A 21,199-nucleotide genomic window follows, 5' to 3' on the forward strand; every position below is an offset into this window, starting at 1 on the left:
AGGCGCGGGTGGTGATCGGCGACTTCAAGCTCGAACACAATCGGCGGCATCGGCATTCGGCGCTGGGCTATCTCACCCCGGCCGAGTACGCTGCCCGCTGCGGCCACACCCACCACCCCGTGGCCTGCGACATCAACTGAAACTGGATCGAAAACAACCCGGACTCAAAGACCGGGTGGTCCCGTCATCGGGGACCGATCACCCAGCAATCAGGATCGGCTCGGAAGGCACTTTCAGTGCGATTGCCCTCCCCGTTCTCTCCGGACACGGCGAGGTTCGATGATGATGAGCTCATGCCATGCGAGGATCGGCGCCGTCGGTGATGGCGCCACGAGCAGATCGACCTTGACCAGGCTGTAGGCGGAAGTGAAGCCCTGCAGCAGATTGGGGCGCTTTCGCGAGCTCAGTGTGTATCCGGAGTGTGCGCCCGAATCCGACCTATGTCGAGTTTACCTCAGTTGAGCCATGATCCCGCTCGGCAACCCGTACCTCGTGCCCGCCACCGTGAGTACCACGACTCCATGGCCTTCCATGCGAGTGTGTGGCCCGATCTCCCGCGGGTCTATCGAGGTGTGCCTGGCAATGTCAAAAACCCGGTTGTAGTCACGCTCCGCCGGATGGGGCGGGCCGATCTGCTCATCTGGATCCTCGCTATCGAAATAGCGGACGATCTTTCCCTTCTCGGCCATCCCCCATGCAGCCGTGCCTTCGAATTGGTCATACCAGTAAGCGGCCTCGAACCTGCTGCTCAAGGTGGACAAGGTGGCGAAAACCTTCTTGTTGCCCAGTTCGTGTCCAAAAATAAGTATCCAGTTGTTCAATGCCGGTGCGATGTATACGCAACCGCACAATTCCTCCTTGTACCAGATAGCTGTACCGAGACGAGTAGTCACCTTAAATACATCGGACAGGTCGAGCGCGTCTATCACCCCGGCTTGATCACTGGTCGGTGCCGCGTACCACGATCCCTCGAACTCCATGGGCTCCGGCACTTCGCTGGGGATGGTCATCTGGATCAATCGCTCCACTAGCGCCCGGTCTTCGGCATCGAACGGATCCCAGCCGTCGAGTTCAACCAAAGCGCGCAGCGCCCGCGGCCGGATCGGCACATCTGCATGGCGCAGCGCGGACAATGCCCCGGAACCGATCGCAGCCACCACCGCCTTTGCACGATCGGAGACGAACTCCGATGGATCGTCGACCAACGGAACCACTTGGGCGACAAACCGGCCCGCGTCCGGACCCAGGCGTTCGAATACCCGCAGCGACGTGCCACGCACGCGTTCATTCGGATGCTCCAGCAGTGGAACATATTTCGCGACATCGGTCACCTGCAGGGCGCGCAGCGCGTCTTCCAGCAACCGCAAACCCCGCACCGAACCCCCAGCTGTCTCGCCGACGGTGTCGGCCTCTGACACTTCCCCGCTCACCGTCGAGATCGCCTGCGCCAACGGCACCAGCGCGAGATCGCCGATCGTCGTCAAGATCGCGATCGAATCCCTGGCCAGTCGTCGAGCACGGTGGTCAACGAACTGACGGCTCCCACATCGATATAGGACCAACGCTAATGCAGGAACCGCGGAGGCCCCGGCAGCTTCCAGCTGCGCCCGGGCCACATTGCGCTCCTCAAGCCTGTCGTGGCCGAGCCGATCCACCAGCGCCGACAGCGATCCGTCCGTTTGCCCGGCCACAGCCTCCAAGTCCGCCCCCGCCCGATCACCGGTTTCCCACGAAACAACCACCTCTCGACCGTAGAGATCAAGAGGCGCCAGCCGCAATAGGTATGTACCTACTGCCGCATCAGACTTCGTCAGCCCGGGTGGATAGTCCGGCCGGGTGGCTTGGCGTTCGGGGTCTGATCCGTGAGGCTGGGCCGGTGGCCGAGCGTGTCAGGGTTCGTGAGATTGATGATGACGCGGGCAAGCGGCGGTGCGGATCGTGCGCCGGGGCACCGAGTCGGTGGTGACCTGGCGGCGCGCCCAGATGGTGCTGCTATCCGTGCAGGGCATGGACGTGCCTGGCATCGCGAAGGTGGCGTTCACCAGCGAGGACCATGTGCGCGACGTGATCCACAACTTCAACACGGACGGGTTCGACTCGCTCTATCCCAGATACAGGGGTGGACATCGGCCGAAGTTCACCCTCCCGCAGCGCCGGGAGATCAAGAAGGTCGCCAAGACCAGGCCGGTCGAGCACGGCCTGCCGTTCTCGACCTGGAGCCTGTCGAAGCTGGCGGAGTTCCTGGTCGCCGAGGGGGTGGTCGACGACATCAGCCACGAGGGGCTCCGCATTCTGCTCCGTGAGGAAGGCATCACCTTTCAACGCCTGAAGACGTGGAAGGGCTCGACCGATCCGCAGTTTGCGCAGAAGAAGGCCCGGATCGAGCGGCTCTACGCAATCGCCGACGGCGAGGCCGCCCCACGCGAGGGCGAACCCGAGGTCGTGATCTGCGTGGATGAGTTCGGGCCGCTCAACCTGCAACCAAGACCTGGCAGGCAGTGGGCCGCGATCAGCGGCAACGCGAAAGAACCCGGGCGAGAGCCGCGCCCGAGGATGCGGGCGACATTCAACCGTACCGGCGGGGTGCGGCACCTGTTTGCCGCCTACGACCTCAGCCTCGACAAGCTCTACGGGCACATCAAGCCTCGTAAGACCAGGACCAGGTTCCTGGAGTTCTGCAGATACCTGCGCACGCTCTATCCCCGGGAGATACGCATCGCGCTGGTCGTCGACAATTTCTCCCCGCACCTGACCACCGAGCGGGACCGCCGGGTCGGGGCGTGGGCCGAGGTCAACAATGTCGAGATCGCCTACACCCCGACCAACAGTTCCTGGCTCAACCGGATCGAGGCCCAGTTCACCGCGCTGCGCTACTTCGCGCTCAACGGAACCGACCACCAAAGCCACCGCGAGCAGGGCAGCATGATCCGCAGGTACATCATCTGGCGAAACCGACACGTCGAAGACCTACAGCTCCGCCGGATCGTCCACCGCGCCAACGCGGCATGACACGACTTTATTGATCGGATGGGGCCGGGCCTACCCCTCGCTCGACGCGCACCTGTCGAGGTAGTCGATCAGCTTCGGTTCACTGTTCCTGAGCTGCTCTTACTGCTCAATGGGCAACTCCATGAGGACATCCACGAGGGCCTCATCGCGCGGTACATGCACCATCGTGCCGGTGTAGATCCTGCACCCAGAGCACCAGGCGAGCCCGACACAGCGCTCGAATGAGGCAGAATCCACCGGATGGAAGCGATAGCGGTACCCGCGGACCACTGACCCGCAGGCGCCGCACACACGCCGGTCGCCGACGTGCCGGGTCTCAAACGACCCGACCTTCACCCAACAACCCCGACCTGGCCGAGCTCTTCAAGCTGACACACAGGGCATCGTCTCACAGCGCCGCATCGCTGCGCTGCTGCACGCTCTCACTCCCGCAATCGTGCTTCGCGACGGATCCATCAGCAACCGGGATCTGGCCGAACGTGCTCGGCTGGATCCCAAGACCGTCCGGGCGTCGATACGCCGAGTCATCAATGCGGGCGTACTCGTCGTCCGCCATACCTACACCGGCGGCCCCAAAGACTGCCACGCCTACAGCATCGGGCCGGCGGCCGAACCTCACATCGCAGCGGCAAGGGCCGCAACTTCCCCCACTAGCTGTAGCACCCCGCCCCTGCGGCTCCTGCGACCCCCACGTCCTCCACTCCCGCCTCGCCCGCGAACGCCACCACTGGCGGCTCCGCTGCGAACTCCTGTCAACGGACATCGGGACATGGCTCAGGCACAAAGTTGGTGGCGCGCTGTGGATTTGGAGTCGGGCGAGTGGTGATCGATCATGATCGGGGTGCGCTGATCTTGACGTGAAGGTCCTCCTTCCGCATCTCACCGACCTGAGTATCGAGCAGATCGCCCACCGCGGAGCGACCCTGCGGATCGAAGCCAGCATCACCGCCCAGGGCGCGTCTTGCCCGGAGTGTGCTTGTCGGTCGGTTCGAGTACACAGCCGCTACCAGCGATGTCTGTCCGATGCCGCGGTCGGTGGTGCCGAGACCGTAATCTGCTTGAGGGTGCGTCGCTTCTATTGCGGCAACCCTGGTTGCGCGAGAACTACTTTCGCCGAACAGGTTCCGGGACTTACGGCCGCTCATGCCCGTCGGACTCCGCTGCTTCGCGGCATGCTGGAGCGGATCGCGCTCTCAGTGGGAGGTCGCCCCGGCGAGCGACTGACCCACCGCTTGGCAGTGGCGGTGTCACGGATGACCTTGCTGCGATTGATCAGGTCATTGCCGTTGCCCGAGCCTGGCACGGTGACCGCGCTCGGCGTCGACGATTTCGCGTTCCGCAAAGGCGCGACCTACGGCAGCGTCCTGGTCGACATGCACACTCATCGGCCGGTGGACCTGTTGCCGGACCGGCTCAACGACACCTTGGCCGAGTGGCTGCGCGCCCATCCCGGTGCCGCTGTCATCTGCCGTGACCGTGCGAGCGGGTACGCCGAAGGCGCCCGCCGGGGAGCACCCGATGCCATCCAGGTCGCCGACCGCTTCCACCTGCTCTACGATCTCACCACCGCGGTCGACCGGGTGGTACGTGCCCACCGCAAATGCCTGCACGATCAACCCGCGAACGACGCTGTCGCCCAACGCATCCCCGCACCGAAACCTGTCGAAGGGTTACGAGCGGAGCTGACCCGTCAACGATGGGCCGAGGTCCATGCATTGTGGGACAAAGGAATCGGGCACACCGCAATCTGCAGGGCGCTCAACCTGGACGACAAGACGGTACGCCGCTACGCCCGAGCCGCCAGCCCTGACGAACTGCTGACCCAGGCAATGCGACGCGCCAGCGCGCTCGACGAGTACACCGCCTACCTTGCTAAACGCTGGAAGGAAGGGTGCACCAATGCTGCTACCTTGGCTGGCGAACTACGCGAACGCGGCTATCGAGGCAGCGAACGTCAGGTCCGCCGCCTGCTGCACACCTGGCGCGAAAGCAGCACACCGCCGACCGCCACCCCGATCACGACACCCAAGCCCCGGCAGGTCACGGGCTGGATCATCCGCCCGGCGCACAAACGCAGCGAGTCCGAACAAGCCGATCTGACCCGGATCCTGGACCGATGTCCGGTTCTGCGCAGCGTCGATGAGTTGGTCAGCGACTTCGGCGGGATGCTGCGCCACCGCCGCGGTCAGCATCTGGATGCCTGGATCGCCGCAGCCCAGGCCAGCGATATCTCCCACTCCAAGGATTCGCGGCCGGTCTGCTCAAGGACTACGACGCCGTCCGCAACGGACTCACCCTTCCCTGGAGTAGTGGTGCTGTCGAGGGCACAGTCACGAAATTGAAGGCGCTCAAAAGGGCCACCTATGGCAGGGCAAATTTCGATCTTCTCCGCCGCCGTCTGCTACTCAACGGATGACCCGATCAGCAACGTCACCAACAACTTTGTGCCTGAGCCACTCCCACATGACCATTGACATAGCTCAACCGGATCATGCGCGGCTGGTCCAACTACTTCCGGCACGCGGTCTGCAAACACCATGAGCAACCTCGACAACTTCGTTTGGTGGCGAGTTGCCCGCTGGTGGAAACGGCTGCACCTCTGGAGATGGAAAGACGTCCACCGACACCTCACCGATCACACCGGTCGGTGGCACAGGCCGTCAGCGGACGGGATCGAACTGTTCAACCTCGCCAAAGTGCCGATCACCCGATATCGGTATCGCGGCAACACGATCCCCAACCCCTGGACCATGGCCGACCACGCTTGACGGCAGACGCCGCGGAGAGCCCGGTGCGAGGCGCACGCCGGGTTCGGCGAGCGGCCCGCAGAAACGGACCGGTGGCAACACCGACACCGCGCTGCGGGCCGACTCAACCATCACAATGACAATCCTAAGTCAGTGCTATGGACGCTGGGTTTGATCGGTCTCAGCACTGGGCCGTGAACGTGGAATTCGTTCAGCTACCTACGGACTACCGATGCCAGCACGGTCGGCGACGCGTAGCTTCACCGAAGGGTCAGGACGTGTTGCGACATGTCGGTGGTGCCTCGAATCAACAAACTAAAAGGGAGTCAAATCCATGAGGAAGAGCGCGCTGCTAGGTGCGTTTTGCTGCAAGTGTCGCTCTTGCTGCGCTCGCACCTCCGGCGACCCACACAAACTGGCCGGATCCTGTCAGGCCGGTGTTGCACGGCCCCTTTCCAGATCTGTCGGCATCGCCCGCGACCGCAACGTGGACTTCTTCCTGGGGGGAGGTAAAGGTCTCTGTGACTGCGCAGCCGACCACGGACAGTGCCATTACTTCACCGTCGAGTAAGACCAGGTACTTCAGCCGGAGTTCGTGATCATGTGAGTTTGCGGGGATCGCCGCTGGTGGTGGCTGATGTCGACACAATGTTGATGTCGGTGCCGCCCGATCAGCCAGCGTAGTCAACATTCGAGGGCAGCTGGCCGCTAAATCACGATTGCGAACATGTGCCGGATTTCTTTGGCGGGCGAACGTGACCAGATCGTCGGAAGCTGGGATGTCGAGGTGGTGGTTGAATGACGACCTGCAACCGGCCATCTTCACCACCCAAGTCAACGTAACGGACGGGGTCGCCGAGGAGCAGAGTCGGCGGTGCTGTGGTTGCGGTGAACCAACAGCCAGCGGTAATCACTGCCGCGATCAGACAATTTCGCAACGTTCACACAACCTACTCTCGCGATCTTGTGTTGCGGTGGCTAGGCGACGAAATGGGGCAGTGACTCACACTTCGGATGGTGGAAATGCTAGCCGAGGAATCGAAACGAAGAACGAACGAGGGAGCGCTTCCGCACCATGTCGAGCACTGACCAGAATGACACGGCGTCCGAGAACGAGCTGGCAAACCGGATTGCTCTTGCGTTGGCAGTTGCGGGCCCGGCGGGCTGGCAACGTATAGATGCAGCGTTCCTCTCGGCATCCGCCGACGCTGGGCGCGTCGTGGCCTTCGACGCCAAGGGGCGGGCTATGTCGGTCGAACCATCGGAGACCATGCAGCGCCTGGTTCGCCGGGCGTTTGCGCAATTGTCGGAGCAGGACGTGGCGCTGTGGTGGCGACTAAAGGTTGGTCTCACCGAGATCGGTGAGGCTGAAGTTGGCTACAGTTTCGGCCGAGAGCTCGTCCCAGAAAGTGCGCACAGCGAGCCCAAGCCGTATCTGGCCAGTTTGATGTCGAGGCTGCCGGATGAGCCCAAACTACTGCGGCCTGATGGTGCTGACTAAAAGGATGCAAGCGCGCTCGATCGCCGAACTTGCACATCACCCAAAGCAGAGTGGCGACTGTGACTGAAACGTAAGGTGGACAATAACATGTCGCCTACCGGGGGATCAGATCGTGTGCTGGTGGCAGGTTTGTAGAGAGCGGCGGTGATAAAATCTTGATCAGATCGGTCCAGTCGAGTGGAATGTGCACAATACATGGTTCAGCAATTAGAATCGTCTTCGTCGGATCAAGGCGGCTACACCCGGCCCGAAACTCTGGTCGCCACCAGCCCAAAGGGGACGGCGGTGACTCCGGCGATGCCGGGCAGCATCCGCGCGGCACTGTCGATCATCAATATCTTCGCCATTATCGGCGTGGTCGGCACTGTCAGCCTTGCTGCCTTCCGAAATGTTGAAATTGCGGGCGCCAATACGGTGGGTTATTTCTTTTTCTGGCCCCTGGCCATTGCTGCTTCCTTCTTCCGGCGCGGCGGCAATGGGGTTCGAGTCACCGCGATCATTCTGGCCATTCTCGAGGGGCTCGTGGCTCTCGGCTCTGTCGGGGCCAATTCTGGTGACACTGGCGACGACGGTCCCGGCATGCATATCGTGCGTTTTTCTCCAGGGCCTTTCGGTCTGATCGCGTCGTTTGTCATTGTCATACTACTGTGCCAGAGTTCGGCGGGCCGGTGGTTCAAAAAGGACTCGGTAGCTCAACGGTGACGCTATGAGCGGAGAAACGCCGGTCAGGGTTCCATTATATGAGATGATTTCCGAATTCGGGCCGATGCCCGAGCATTTTGTTCGGTCGGTGAATGCTGCCCTTGCTCGCCACCTCACCAGGTTGCATGCCGCCGGGTGTATCCATGGCACCGTGACGCCGGTATTGATAGAACTGACGTTCGTCGGTCCGCGGCTGGTTCGTACGATCGGCACCAACTCCGGAAAACTTACAGCGGGAGGCCAACTCGCAGTGAATACCTATCCGGGCCAGCGGATGCTGTGTTCGCCCTCGCCGCTGCGTTAGCATTCGCGTCGACAGGCAGAGAGGTTCTGTGGGCTGTCCTCTTTATCTGCCGAGCTGCGTGGCGTCCTGGAAGTGTGTCTGTCGACGATTGCCCACCAACGTCCCACAGCCGACGAACTCGCACGCATGCTCAACACCTGGAAATGACATCGGCATGTTCTGACATCCAAGAGAGGGATAGCAGGTCGGATGGTGACCAGTCCGATTCCACATCATCAATCGCCGGGCGATCCCGACGATCGGCGGGTTCTGTTGTACAGTCCGGAGTTCGCCGCGCATCCACACCACTTCTACCGGGAAATGCGCCGACAGTACGGCGCGCTGGTACCGGTCGATTTGGTCCCCGGGGTGCCCGCCACCCTGGTGATCGGATATCGCACCGCGATACGAATCCTGCACGACCCGGAGCACTTTCCAGCCGATCCGCGGGCCTGGCAGCAGACGGTCCCGGCCGACTGCCCAGTCTTGCCTATCCTGGAATGGCGTCCGAATGCGTTGCGCAACAGCGGAATCGAGCATGCGCGCTACCGGCAGGCCAATTCCGCGAGCATCGGCAAGGTCGATCTGCACGCACTACACGCCACGGTAGATCGCCTCGCCGCCCCGCTGATCAACAGCTTCCCCGAGGCGGGCACGGTCGACCTCGTCGACGAATACGCGTTTCCGCTCGCCTTCGCGGTCGTCAACGACATGATCGGCTGCCCACCCGAGATCGGGTACGAGGTCGCAGCCGGGATCGCGGCCCTGTTCGAGGGCATCGATGCCGACAAGGGCAATGTGCTACTCGCCGAAGCGCTGTCGCGGTTGATCGCGCTCAAACGAGCCGAACCCGGTGACGACATCGCCACGCGACTACTGCACCACCCGACCAATCTCGACGATATGGAGTTGATCCACCAACTCGTCGTTCTCTACGGGGCGGGGATCGAGCCGCAGCAGAATCTGATCGTCAACACTTTGTTGCTGATACTCACCGATGACCGATTCGGCGGCGGCATCCTCAGCGGTAGCCTGTCCACCCGCGACGCGCTCGACGAGGTCTTGTTCACGGATCCGCCGATAGCGAACTTCTGTGTCACCTACCCGCGCCAGCCGATTTTGATCGACCATGTCTGGTTGCCCGCCCATCAGCCGGTCATCATCAGCATGGCCGGCTGCAACAACGACCCCGCGATCGGTGTCGGTGAACACACCGGCAACCGTTCGCATCTGGCGTGGAGCGCCGGATCGCACGCCTGCCCCGCCCGCACTGCGGCGTACCTGATCGCCCAGGACGCCATCGACCAACTCCTCGACGCCCTGCCCGGTATGCGACTGGCGGTTGCCCCCGAGAAGCTGACCTGGCGACCCGGCCCCTTCCATCGAGCCTTGGCGGCTCTACCCGTCGTCTTTCCTAGGTAGGTAATGGATTCGATCGCATCCCTGGTTCCACCGATGCGCTGACTTCCTATCTTCGGAAATGCTCGAACGACAAGGGAGTAAGCGATCCTGCCGACGTGAAGGAGGATGTGATGATCCCGTGGGCGACGGTCGAGACACTATCGCCAGAGGCCATGTCGGTGGCTTTGATCGGCGAAGTGCCACGGGATTTCGCCGACTGTGATCATATTCTACAGCGCTGGCGAAGAATTCAGCGCTATGCGACAATCTGACGATGCGCGGCATCATAGCGGTGGTCTGGTCGGCGCACGATGAAGGTGCGCAAGGCCGAACCGACGGTCCGACCAGGACAGGTCTGTATTGGATAATGATCAGGCCCGTATCCCGCCCGACTGGCAATGTGCACGCGATGCGGTTGCGGCTCGGACCGATCTGTGAGCAGATACCTGCGCCGCACCCGGCGGTGGGGGTGCACTAGCAACTCGACATGGGTTGGTGCACCGATTGGCATCGATACAAATCTTTCCCGTATAGGTAGTCGTGGCGCATCGGTGGTGCTGAGGAGTTGTCCGAGTTCGCTACCCTCATCGACGAATGGCAGGTCCATGCGGCATCGGCCGCAGTTCGATGGTGTTGCGCGTGTGGAGTTCGATGGTTATCCGGGCTTTGCCGGTTGCATCGGTGGTCACCTCGGGTTCGGTTGCACCGTGGGTCAGATATCGGCTGTGGGGCGTGAGCTGATCGAGTAGTAGTGCGAATCGACCGGGTCCGCGACCGGGAAGGAGAACCGCGTCCAGACCGAAGCCATCGGAAACCGCCTTCGCCACAAGGACGTTCGGATGGGGTAGGTCGAAGATCCGGGGACCGCCATTCCATTCCGACGGCCGTGGGCGGGACATCATATCGGTCAGCGCGTACGCACGCCCGAGTTTACCGAGACCGAGCATGCCATTGGCGTGGAGGGAGGCGGTGTCGAAACTCCACACGCCGGCCTGGTTCTCGTCTTCGGCAAATCCCAGCTGCTCCGTGGCCGCCCCCCAGAGTTCGGCGCACCAATCGGATTCTCCGCATTCCTGTGCGAGCAGCATTGCCGCTGCGAATGATTCGGCGTTGGTTGCCGCCTGCGATCCCCAGTCCGCGACGATCGGCGATTCGATTCCGCCGGAACCGAGGCGGCGGAACCGGTCAGTGGTCAGCCATTCGCGCAGCAGTATTTCCCATGCGCGCCATGCGAGATCGGGCAGCAGCGGTGCGACGAAAGCCGCGACCGCCGCAGTGGTCGCGGGTCCGCGGAATGCGCGAGCGGTGAAGCCGATTCCGGACGCGATGAAGGCGACGATATCACCGTCTGCGGCGGTGAATTCGGCATCGAGACCGCGTTGGAAGCGACGCACGATGTCGGCGGCATGGCCGGTCCCGGTCATTGCGTCGAGTATCGCGACGCCTGCCGCACTCACCGCGTTGCAATACGGGAAGACCAGTCCGTGCCTGCGGCCGCGACCAACCGGAAGCGGTTCGCAGGGCCATAGACCGAGCTCACCACCGAAGTTGCGTATCACGATCCCATTGAGCGTCGGGTGGTCGTAGGCGAACCGCTCGGTGGGAGACCAAGAATAGTTCAGCGAGCCGGGTGCATCGAAGCGACGATCACCGGTCGCCTGCCGGAACATGGCCAGCTGCAGGTTGAGGTAGCCGGTGAACATGATGTTCTGCGGCACGTCGATCGGATCCATCCGTCGCGCGCGGAAATCCCAGTTGCCCAATAGATTTTGGTGGTACCAGTATCCCCAGACCGCCTTGTCCCGCATGCGTGTGAATACATCGAGCTGGGCGCGGTGCAGCGGTCCGCGCAACGCGGGCGCGTAACCGTACATCGCCAGCGCCCAGCCGAGGGCATTGAGCTGATAGCGGTACTGCTGCAACGGGCCCGCGCCCTCGGCGTCGAAACCGTCCCAACTGTCGAGTGGCTGTGCTGCGATGCTCATCAGATATCGCAGCAAGCGCAGCTGATCGGTGTCTGCCTCGGTTACGGTGGGCGTACCTGCCCGATGGTCGAGCGGCACAGGGTTCGTCCGCGTCGGACATCGCTGCCCGGCCAGATAGTTGTCCCGCTCGATGCCGAGCCGACGGGCGGCGCGATGCCGGACGAGTTCCCGAATCAACACGAATACCGAAATCCATACCGCGGTAACGGGAGCGCCCCACCACACCCACGTCATCGGCCCCGGCATATCGCCGTGGACCTGCGCCAGTGCCGCGGAAACCATGGCGGCGACAAGCACGATCGCGGGCAGGGTCACATAGTCCGATCGCGCCACCGAGCGATAGGCGAATGCCCAGCCCGTGGCGGCGAGGACGCCGATGAACGCGGCGATATGACCGACCGCCACGACGACTGTCGGAATGGCGACGACCGCTACGGCCAACAGTGGTGCGACGAGCCCCGCGATCACTACACTCCAGCCCCGCCGCGCCGCCGCACCCGCGAGTGTGACCTCGCCCCAGATCGCCACAGCATGGCCGATGACAACCGTCGTAGTGAAGGTGTGGTCCAGCGGTGGCATCGCGTACAGCAGACCGGCGCCCGGGATGATGAGTCCGGTTCCGAAGGCCTGCCACGCGTCGGATAGGCCGAGAGTCTGCGGGATAGCCGCCGCGGCAGCCCAGACGAGCGCGGTGAGCGATAGCGTGCGACGCAACCATCGGGCGGTCGCCGGCCCGCGCAGGCGAATATTCGACGCGGACTGCTGAACCGGTGTGGGTGTGCTCATGGCAACTCCTGTGGTGTGCGCGCCGCCGGTGGTCGGGCGAGCACGAAAAGGACCGTCGTATCCGATGATTCGACTAGGTGACCGGAGACGGCGACTTCGAGAGGGTGACGATTCGGCCATCGGCCCCGGCGACGGGCCCGAAAGGCATGGTAGATACGCACACCACGCGGCCCGAACACCACGAGCCCCGCGAGCAGCACACAGCACACCATGCTCTTGCACCTCTCGATCCCAGTCTGCGGAACTCCAGAATGAGGCCATAAGTAGGTCTATGGCATCGGGTGATCGCTGTACAACTTTCGCCTTTGTTTTCATCGCAAAAAACTGGGGTATTTAGGTGGTGGTCGCTTATAGGTAATTGCCGAGAGTTGTGCACCTGTGTGCATTATCTATTGAACTGGCGGTAAGGGCCGAGTATTTTGTTGCCCATCCAGGTCAGCTCACCCAATCGGGTGATGCGCTCTTATGAAGCCGAGTCCGACGAGCTCGGGTAATGAATATTTGTGATATCCGGAATTCGGGATTCTCTCGGATTCGTCTGGGTTCTCGACTGTAGCGAATGTACCGCCGGGCGGATCGGTGCGAGAGGTTGCGACAATCGGCACCGGGATGATCGGAACATCTCTCGCGCTCGCCCTGCGTAAACAAGGAATTCTGACGCATTTGTGCGATGCGGATCTGACTGCGGCCGCCATGGGGCGGCCCGGCGGGCGGGAGTGGTCGGTCTGCCCGCGGCGCCGGTCGATATCGCGGTGCTGGCCGTGCCGCCGAGCGATATCGCGACGGTGCTCGCAGAATGTCAGGCCAAATCGCTAGACACCCCGGAGCTGCAGCGGGTGCCGGTGGTCCGGCCGGCAGTTGAGGCGATTGCGGCGCAGTCGAATCGGGCTACCGATGTCTTCGTTACTGAGGTCGGCGTGCGGCGGCCTCAGCGACCTCATCTTTCGTATCGGTGGGAACGATGGTGATGATATCGGTCCGGGAGTTGATCATCAGTTTGCTGAAGATCGAGGCGATTTGGGCGTCGACCGTTTTGAACGAACTGCCACGGCTCGCCGCGATCGCGGTGTTGGTCCAACCGGCGGCGGCGAATACGGCCACTTCGCGTTCGGCGGTCGACAACTCGTTCCATTTGGATGGGCGGTGTTGCCGGACCGGGTGGTCGAGGGCGAGTTTGTTCAATGACAAGGTACCCAGCGCCAGCCGAGCCACCTCGTCGAGCTCGGGGCGTAGTATCGAGCCTTCTTGCTCTGCGGCGGCGAAATCCTTGTGCCCGAGCACCTCTCGTGCGATCGCGATCGCTTTATCGGTTTCGGTCGCGAACGGTCCGAGGTTGGCGATATTCACACCGAGACGCTGTCGCACCGTGCGGGCGCCGCCGGCGAGATTCGCGATCTCCGTCGCCGAGCTGAACACCGAATCGGGCTGGATGCCATCCTCGCCCCGCGCGTCCGCGACCAACCGGGCAAGCGTCCACATCCGGATATGGACCGCCCAGATCATCCCCCATTGATCCCGCATTGACAGCTGGCTTGTCAGCGCGGTGCGCCCGACGGCCAATGCCTCGTGGGGATCACCATGTTTGGTGAGGGCGATAGCCCAGGCCAATTCGCCCCAGGACTGGACCCATCCGGCACCCGATCGCGTGGCACGACCGAGATAACCCTGTGCGATCTCCAATGCCTGTGCTGCTGTGCCGAGTAGTCCGGCCGCGAGAGCCTGGAACAACTCGCTCATGGCGGCGCTGCCGATATCGCCGGAGCCGAGGAATCGTGCGCGTGCGCGTGCCAGTACCAGCACCGAGCATGGATCGCGGGCGAAGAGCAGCTCGGTGCCACGGGCAAACTCGACGAGCGGGGGCAGTCCGAGATCGGCTGCGGGATCGTTGCGCCAATTCGCGCGGACTTCCGCATCCGCGATGCTGGTGGCGACGCACTCGTCGAGCATTCGTGCGGCGTCGTCGTGCACGCCCTGGCACATGGTGACCCATGCGGTGAGCGCCAGCGCGGCGGTCTGTAGTTCGACCGGCTGCGGATCGAGGCTTCGAGTGGCTTCCAGGGTGCGCATGGCCCAGCGACGGGACTCGCGCAGCGAACCCATGAAGAATGGAAGACGCAGGGCGATCAGCCCGGTCGCGATCTCCAGCCCGATCGCGGACTCCCCGGGCGTGGCGAGGCTGCTGTCCATCGCGGTGAGCAAGTTGTCCCAGGCCGTGCGCGCCCAGTCGAGTAGTTCTTGTTCGGCCGGGCCGAACCAATCGGCCCCGGCGTGGACGGCCTTGTCCCGGTAGTAGCGACGGTGCCTGCCCGCTAACCGTTCCCACTCCGCGCCCGCCGACCGCTCGCGCAGCCGCTGCTGGGCGAAGACTCGCAGACTTTCCAGCAGTGAATACCGGACCGCGTTCGGTGTCAGGTGCACCGTTACCAGTGATTGGTCCACCAGGCGTTCGAGCAACCCCTCGATCTCGTCGCGAACGATTCCGGTGCCGTCGTCGTCGGCGCATACCGCCTCGATCGCTTCGAGTTCGGCACCCAGATCGTGCCCTGATGTGGCGTGATCGTCGTCCGGATTGCCGTCGTATCCGGCGGCGAAGACCGACAGCCGCTCGAAGAGCAGGCGCTCCTGGTCGGTGCACAGGTCGTAAGACCAGGCGATGACATCGTGGATGCGCCAATGCCTCTCCTCGGCGCCAACCCGCGGATCACGCGACCAGCGCAGCCGTCGGTCGCTGTCCTCCCCGCTGAGATCACGCAGGATCATCGGCAACGGTTGGCGCATCAGCTGGGCCGCGGCCAGCCTGATGTAGAGGGGATGGTTGTGTACGTGCCAGCAGATCGATCCAGCCACCGCGGCATCGTCATCGCCGGCGATCGGGTGACCGGTCAACTCGGCCCGCGCACGGAACAACGTCACTGCCTGCTCGCGTGACAGCGCCGGGACCGGCACCAATTGTTCGTCGACCCAGCCGATCGCCTCCCGGCTGGTGGCCAGCACGGTCAGCCCGGGCACCGCATTCAGCAAGTTGGTGATCACCCGGCCGGCACCCTCGAGGACGTGCTCGCAGTTGTCCATCACCAGAATCGTCTGCCGCCTACGGCTGGCGTCGTCGGTTCTGGTGAACGCATCGATCAGGGCATCCCAGGTCGATCGGTTCGAGAAGTCGACGTCGATGATCGAGTGTGCGAGTTCGTCCTCGACCGCCGTCGTATCCGAGCTCGCCGGGAGCCGGGCCAGCCTGACCCAGTGAATCGGCACCCGCCGAGCCTTGCGATAGCGAAGCGCCGCCTCGGTCGCGAGCCGGGTCTTACCGATACCACCCGAGCCGATCAGGGTAATCAACCGCGTCGATGACAGAAATAGGGTTGCGATTTTTTCCAGCTCTCGTTCTCGTCCGACGAAATCGCTGGGTGCTGCTGGGAGAGAACCACTTCTGGGTGGACGTTGAGCGGACACATCGAGCAGGCTAGTCGGCCGATCGGCCATTTGGCGATCGAATTGCTCACCTATCCGACACTCTGCCGATGCGCGAAATCTACCTATGGGTCGACGATCGTATAGCAGGAGGTGAGTCGTCAGGGATATTCGGCGTGTACCGAGCACATGCTCCGGAATGACCAGTGTTCACGAGTGTTGACGGAGTTCGAAATGCGAACCGCCGCCGTCGGCGAATGATTTCATTTTCAACAAAATCAGAGTTATGGGATGCCGCCCGGTGGCGGCTATGGACGGTCCGGCAACGCTGTCGCTCCCGGATCGGCGCTACCCGAGGTCGCCGCCGGACCGTCTGCTTGCTGGCTACCTCTTCGCTATGTTCGCATTGCCGGCCATCATCGGTGCGGTCGCGACCGCGTGGGCCGACGCGGCAGGCCGCTGGTCGTCGGCCAACCGGGGGTGGGTTGGACGAATATCAGAGATTCCTCTGGCGTCGAACTATCCAAGTATTTCTATGCCATCGATTCCGTCGATTTCTTGCACCCGGGCAATACGATCATCTGGGGGTTGCTCGAGATGGAGTTCATCGGGTACACGGCTATCGTCCCAACAGCAATCTGGTTGATCGACTACGCCTTCAGTTTCCGGTGGCTCGACATGTTCGCTTCCTCGCTGCGGCTCCTGGCCGATGCGTGGACAGGTTCGATCGCGACGCCGATTATGTTGATTACGGCGGCAACGATCGGGGCGTTCTTCGTGCCTGGTTCATCGTGCGGGGTCTCCATGCCAAGGCGACCACGCAAATGGTGACAACCTGGCGGTGGCCGTGTTGGGGCCGATATTTCTGGCCGAACCGCTGGCGGATGTGCTGTCCCATCGCAGCGCCGCGGCGGCTGTCGACCCGCGTAATCAATCGCGGTGGAGCCCTCAATGATGTCTACGGCGCGCTGGTCGGCGCCGGCTTCGAGGACGAAGCGATGATCACCGATGCGATGCGGGCCTTCAACTACCGGCAGAATTTCGCTCCTAGTGTATGGGATGGCGACAAGTACATCGGCGAGGCCGCGGGCTCGCTGGCGGTCCTCAAACTCGGCCGCTCGCCGGCCAATATTGAGCTTTTCCAGCAGACCGCGCACGCTGGCGAACCGACGCTACGTAGATCACGTGCCGGACTCCGAACTCACCCCAAAGGAGTTGGCATACCTCACCGACTTACTTCAATAAATCCGCGCGCGACTAGATAAGAGGTATCGAGGCGCTCGCTGCTGGCAGTCGCATCACCCGGGATGCCGACGGGAAACTCGTGCAGTCGAACCCCAACTATCTGTTGCCGGAAGAATGCGAGGGCTGGAGTCAAGAGCGCGGCAACTGATGAACCGGTACATCATGCCGCACCTCGCTCAGCCGTATCTGGCCGCCGCCAACGACGGAAAATCTCGCACTGGCGTCCGAAGTTCTACAGAAAATGGCGAATTACGAGTACTGGACCGGCAATGTGAAGTTGGCCCGTCGAAGGCCATCCCGCGATTCGGTCCGGACGAGTGATGTATCGCAGCATAGATTCACCTACACCGCCTACCGATGTGCGTCCGCTACCTAAACGCAGAAACTCATATCAAAACATTTCGCTCTGCGTATCAGCGATCTGCATGAGCGAAGCGGCAGAAAGGTTAGATGACATGGCAATTTGGCCGGTGATACCTTCCATCGAGGCGCCTATTGGTATCGCCCATATCGCTGCTACACCCGGGGGGTTCCCGCGTTGCACGAACGCGTTAGCGAACTGCGTTCTATGGGCCTTCATTTCGCGGCGAAGGCCATAGAGAAGGAGATGGCGGAGTTGGGGATAGCGATATACGCACCACAGTAATCAGAGATGTCGGTCTCCTGCGTTTCAGGTCGATCGGCTGCACCCAGTGCGCACCGGGTATGGGGAACGTGAGGTGCGCGGGAAGTTCGCTGTTCCGGCTTGCGGACTGTCTCCAGATCAATGTTGCGTTTCGCGCTGCTGCTTTGCGCCTGGTGACATTGGCCTCGAGTAGCACGTTCAACCTCGTTTAGGAGCCTCGGTCGATCCGATTGTCGTCGAGATGATCGATGTCGGCCGACGCGTCGATAGTTGGGTTGCGTGATTCGTCTGACGAGGGCGGGATTCGGTCCGAAGGGTGCACACGGCTCGGGTTCATCGCCGGAAGCCAAAAGCTTTGCGCGGGATAGGTCGTCGAGCAACTCGCGCCGTGCAGCACAAAGCGCATCCGCAACTACGGACGGTGGCTGCGCCTGTCATTTCGCGACATCCGTAACATCTTTCTTCAACCTGTCGCGGATGGCTGCCATCGCCTCCGAGAGACTTCCTTCGAACACCCCATTGATCCGATCGCATGAATGCCCGGTGTCTCCAATTCACCAGACAAGATCGATAACCAGCGTTTCCGAATAGGTAGACCGAGTGCATCGGGGTAGGAGTCGAGAGGGGTGGGCGGCACTCCGTTCGAATGACTTTGATCTGGCCATGCGGCACCTGCCGATGCGACTTTCGCTCATGAAGGTTTGAGTTGATATGCCTCGGTCAACCATGCATTCGATACGGTAATCCGATCCGGGGAGATCAGGCGGAGCCGTATGCGCACACTTACCGATGCTTCGGACATACCTATTCGATCATAGTTTGTCGCGATCTGTATGAGCAGAAGCGGGGTGTTGTGTGAGTCGATCGTTGTGGGTTGATCTGCAATTACTGGGGGCTGCGCTCGAGGCGATCGGTGATGACATCCAGCAGGTAATGCAACGGTTGGACGCTGTCTTGTCCGTGGAGGGTCGCTGGTGGGGTGACGACGAGGCTGGCGCAGCGTTCGAGAAGTGCTATCAGCCGGGCGCAGAGGAGGCGAGATATGCCCCATCCAGGTCGACAACAGCGGCAGCTGCGCCTGAACATCGGCGCCGGACCGATACCAGTCCAGCAAGGTCCGGACCGCGAAGCTGTGGCGTAGATCGTGGACGCGTGGATGTGGTCGACCTGGCGCGGAGCCGATGCCCGCGGCGATGAGGATGTCGGCGAAGGTGTAGTTGATGGTGTTGACCACCAGCTAGCCGCGGCGGGAGACGAAGAACGCCACCATGTGGTCGGTGCCGGGGGTCGCGTCCCGCAGCCGGCTGTAGTCGCGCAGCGCCGCGACCGTAGTAGCGTGCAGCAAGATCTGGCGGGACTTGCCGTATTTCGAGTCGGCGATGGTGATCACACCGGTGTTCAGGCCGACATGCCCGCGGTCCAGGCGCACGGCTTCCCCGATCCGCATCCCTGTCACTGCGAGCAGGCCGATCAGGGTCCGGTAGGTCGCCGCCCGCAACGGTTGCCGGGACATGGCGCCTGCCGCGCGCATCAGCGCGTGGATCTCCTCGTCGGAATACAGGTGCGGGACAGGCCGATTCGGGAAACAGCGCAGCAGCCCCGGTGGTGGCACCTCGCAGCTGGGGTCGAGTGCGTGCAGGTGGCGGGCGAATCCGCGCACCACCGACAACCGTCAACGACGCCACTGCGGACTCGCCTGCGGTGGTGCGCTGGCCCAAGCCACCGCGTCGGCCGTGGAGATCGTCGCGGTGCCGGATCGTTCCAGGTGGTCGAGGAACTGCGTGAGCAGATGCTCGGTGTCGACCAGCTTGTAGCCCAGAGTCCGGCGCATCACCAGGTAGTCGGCGGCGCGCTGGCGTAGCGAGACCGTGGTGGTCATCACGCGTCCGGCCAGGGTCGCACCAAAGCGCCGAGCGCTCGGTGATCGAGCTTGGCATACACGGCCGTGGTTGATTCGGCCCGGTGACGAAGCAGCTGCCCGACCTCGGCCAACGGCGCTTCGCGGGAGAGCAGATCGCTGGCCACCGTGTGACGCAGCCGGTGCGGGCCGATCCGGGCGACCCCACCACGATCGCAGGCCGCCACGACAATGCTGGTGATCCCGCTCAGCGACAACGGTGGAACGATGCCCGGTTGATAACGAACACCGCCCGGGAAGCGATTCCAGACCGGCGACCGTGTTGTATTCGATGTGGTGAGTAGCGTCGCCGCACACCGGGCGGTGTGCCCGGCTAACGCCGGCGAGCCGCGGCCGTTGCCCGCACAACGCATGATTCCACCAGCCGATGCGCGAACCAAAAACCGAATGAAATCCGTTAGGTGGGTCGAGAAACTGCCACGTCAACAAGTGCGCTCTCCACGCATCAGCGGCTCGGCGAATCCGCTTCACGTCCTCGGGATGTGGCGTGTCGTGCTCCCCACGCATCAGCGGCTCGGCGTGATGTTCCTAGGTGTGGGTGGCGATACGACCGAGCACGACTGCTCAGCATGTCGCGGCTGTCGATTCGCAGCCGTCCTCTGCCGTCGAAACCGACCGGGCCCCGACCGCCATGCCGCCAACGACTCAGCCGGTGCCAGCGGCGGCAGCTGAGCCGTCGGCCAAGAAAGCCGTACAGCACCCGCCCCCAACGCCTCCATCCGTCCCGTGCTCGACGGAACTCGCCGGCACACGGCCGCAGATGGCACAGGTCGGCAACCTGCTCGAAACGAGGTTCGGCGTCACCGACATCGGCGACGGCTCTGCTCCGATGTCGTCCAGTGGCGGAGCATATGTCTGTCATTCATCGAGCGCGTCGAGCCATGCCGCGGACACGGCTCGGCTGCGGATGGCGAGCTTTGGGCGGTGCAGACGGGCCTGCTCGTGGGTCTATCCGGTTCGCGGCGAGTTAGTGAGCGTGACCGATCAGCCACCGTTCGAGCATTGTGTGGTCGGCCTCGAGATGGAACTACAGAGCGAGGAGGTTCTGCCCGGATGTGAATGCCTGGTTGGGGAAGCCAGGTGTTTCCTCAGGCGGCCGGCTGTAGCGGGAATCGCGAATTGGTCGCCGTGCCAATGCAACACCGGTACGCCGCTGAGCGGGGCGAGGACACTTTGCCCGCCGAGCGGTGTAAGAGTAAGCGGGCCGTAGCCGACCTAGAATTTGCCCGTCGGCGTAATCTTCGCGCCGAGTGCTACTGCGATGAGTTGCGCGCCGAGACAGATGTCGAGGATCGGCCGACCGTTGCCGATCCATGCGGCGATGGTCCGCACTTCTTCGTCCAGGAACGGCTAACGGTCACGGTCGCCCACGCCGATCGGTCCGTCGAGCACGATAACGAGGTCGGCGTCGAGCAAGCGGTCGCTGCCGATCGGGTCGATACCGGCTTCGAGATAGCGGATGCGATCCCCGCGCGGTGAGCATTGGTTGGAGATGCCGAGGTCTTCGAACGTGACGTGGCGGATGACGATGGTGGTGTAGGTCATGCGGGTTCTCCTGCGCAGTCGGAACTCGTGGCCACCGGAGA

Annotated in this window: 16 protein-coding genes and 4 pseudogenes; 12 read left to right on the forward strand and 8 right to left on the reverse strand. The window is 62.8% G+C overall.

Annotated elements, in window-relative coordinates; genetic code table 11:
• A pseudogene (locus ACIBG0_RS41285) lies at positions 1-140 on the forward strand (IS3 family transposase); the annotation flags it as partial.
• A 309-nt stretch (positions 141-449) separates the two neighbouring features.
• On the opposite strand, the gene ACIBG0_RS41290 reads toward ACIBG0_RS41285, so the two are convergent.
• Positions 450-1,778, reverse strand: a complete 1,329-nt coding sequence (locus tag ACIBG0_RS41290; RefSeq protein WP_397040921.1) for a hypothetical protein — start codon at positions 1,776-1,778, stop codon at positions 450-452.
• Between the two features lie 160 nt (positions 1,779-1,938).
• On the opposite strand from ACIBG0_RS41290, the gene ACIBG0_RS41295 reads away from it, so the two are divergent.
• The 10 genes and pseudogenes from ACIBG0_RS41295 to ACIBG0_RS41340 all read left to right on the forward strand — a co-directional run bounded on the left by ACIBG0_RS41295 (position 1,939) and on the right by ACIBG0_RS41340 (position 9,915).
• On the forward strand, positions 1,939-3,009 hold the full coding sequence (locus ACIBG0_RS41295) for an IS630 family transposase (protein ID WP_397040924.1): 1,071 nt from the start codon (positions 1,939-1,941) through the stop codon (positions 3,007-3,009).
• Positions 3,010-3,445: 436 nt separating this feature from the next.
• Complete coding sequence (locus ACIBG0_RS41300) at positions 3,446-3,835, forward strand: winged helix-turn-helix domain-containing protein (protein ID WP_397040926.1); 390 nt, start codon at positions 3,446-3,448, stop codon at positions 3,833-3,835.
• Positions 3,836-3,866: 31 nt separating this feature from the next.
• A pseudogene (locus ACIBG0_RS41305) lies at positions 3,867-5,237 on the forward strand (ISL3 family transposase); the annotation flags it as partial.
• 29 nt (positions 5,238-5,266) lie between these two features.
• A complete protein-coding gene (locus ACIBG0_RS41310; RefSeq protein WP_397040960.1) occupies positions 5,267-5,425 on the forward strand; it encodes a transposase in 159 nt (52 codons plus the stop codon).
• Between the two features lie 178 nt (positions 5,426-5,603).
• Positions 5,604-5,777 (forward strand): annotated as a pseudogene (locus ACIBG0_RS41315) (group II intron reverse transcriptase/maturase); the annotation flags it as partial.
• Between the two features lie 1,054 nt (positions 5,778-6,831).
• A complete protein-coding gene (locus ACIBG0_RS41320; protein ID WP_397040929.1) occupies positions 6,832-7,257 on the forward strand; it encodes a hypothetical protein in 426 nt (141 codons plus the stop codon).
• A gap of 195 nt (positions 7,258-7,452) precedes the next feature.
• On the forward strand, positions 7,453-7,959 hold the full coding sequence (locus ACIBG0_RS41325; protein WP_397040932.1) for a hypothetical protein: 507 nt from the start codon (positions 7,453-7,455) through the stop codon (positions 7,957-7,959).
• A 4-nt stretch (positions 7,960-7,963) separates the two neighbouring features.
• Positions 7,964-8,263 carry a hypothetical protein gene (locus tag ACIBG0_RS41330; protein ID WP_397040934.1) on the forward strand — a complete coding sequence of 100 codons (300 nt, stop codon included), beginning with the start codon at positions 7,964-7,966 and terminating at the stop codon, positions 8,261-8,263.
• 189 nt (positions 8,264-8,452) lie between these two features.
• Positions 8,453-9,664, forward strand: a complete 1,212-nt coding sequence (locus ACIBG0_RS41335) for a cytochrome P450 (RefSeq protein WP_397040937.1) — start codon at positions 8,453-8,455, stop codon at positions 9,662-9,664.
• A 95-nt stretch (positions 9,665-9,759) separates the two neighbouring features.
• Positions 9,760-9,915: a hypothetical protein gene (locus ACIBG0_RS41340; RefSeq protein WP_397040940.1), complete on the forward strand. Its 156-nt coding sequence runs from the start codon at positions 9,760-9,762 to the stop codon at positions 9,913-9,915.
• 312 nt (positions 9,916-10,227) lie between these two features.
• Here the strand turns inward: ACIBG0_RS41340 and ACIBG0_RS41345 are convergent, their stop codons facing one another.
• Both ACIBG0_RS41345 and ACIBG0_RS41350 read right to left on the reverse strand, forming a co-directional pair.
• Complete coding sequence (locus ACIBG0_RS41345; protein ID WP_397040942.1) at positions 10,228-12,414, reverse strand: hypothetical protein; 2,187 nt, start codon at positions 12,412-12,414, stop codon at positions 10,228-10,230.
• Between the two features lie 903 nt (positions 12,415-13,317).
• On the reverse strand, positions 13,318-15,897 hold the full coding sequence (locus ACIBG0_RS41350; protein ID WP_397040944.1) for an AAA family ATPase: 2,580 nt from the start codon (positions 15,895-15,897) through the stop codon (positions 13,318-13,320).
• 641 nt (positions 15,898-16,538) lie between these two features.
• Between ACIBG0_RS41350 and ACIBG0_RS41355 the strand changes: the two genes are divergently transcribed.
• Positions 16,539-17,090, forward strand: coding sequence for a hypothetical protein (locus tag ACIBG0_RS41355; protein WP_397040946.1), 552 nt, complete (start codon positions 16,539-16,541; stop codon positions 17,088-17,090).
• Positions 17,091-18,932: 1,842 nt separating this feature from the next.
• On the opposite strand, the gene ACIBG0_RS41360 is transcribed toward ACIBG0_RS41355, so the two are convergent.
• From ACIBG0_RS41360 to ACIBG0_RS41380, 5 genes and pseudogenes are all read right to left on the reverse strand, one after another.
• Entirely contained in the window at positions 18,933-19,355 is a 423-nt protein-coding gene (locus ACIBG0_RS41360) for a tyrosine-type recombinase/integrase (protein ID WP_397040949.1), read from the reverse strand.
• 12 nt (positions 19,356-19,367) lie between these two features.
• Positions 19,368-19,574 carry a hypothetical protein gene (locus tag ACIBG0_RS41365; protein ID WP_397040952.1) on the reverse strand — a complete coding sequence of 69 codons (207 nt, stop codon included), beginning with the start codon at positions 19,572-19,574 and terminating at the stop codon, positions 19,368-19,370.
• Positions 19,574-19,810 (reverse strand): tyrosine-type recombinase/integrase, encoded by a 237-nt coding sequence (locus ACIBG0_RS41370; protein WP_397040954.1) that lies wholly within the window; start codon positions 19,808-19,810, stop codon positions 19,574-19,576. The genes ACIBG0_RS41365 and ACIBG0_RS41370 overlap by 1 nt, the downstream gene beginning before the upstream one ends.
• Before the next feature lie 1,018 nt (positions 19,811-20,828).
• A complete protein-coding gene (locus ACIBG0_RS41375) occupies positions 20,829-20,945 on the reverse strand; it encodes a gamma-glutamyl-gamma-aminobutyrate hydrolase family protein (RefSeq protein WP_397040957.1) in 117 nt (38 codons plus the stop codon).
• Positions 20,946-20,963: 18 nt separating this feature from the next.
• Positions 20,964-21,199, reverse strand: a pseudogene (locus ACIBG0_RS41380) (hypothetical protein); the annotation flags it as partial.

The sequence above is a fragment of the Nocardia sp. NPDC050630 genome (assembly GCF_044457245.1).
Classification (GTDB): domain Bacteria; phylum Actinomycetota; class Actinomycetes; order Mycobacteriales; family Mycobacteriaceae; genus Nocardia.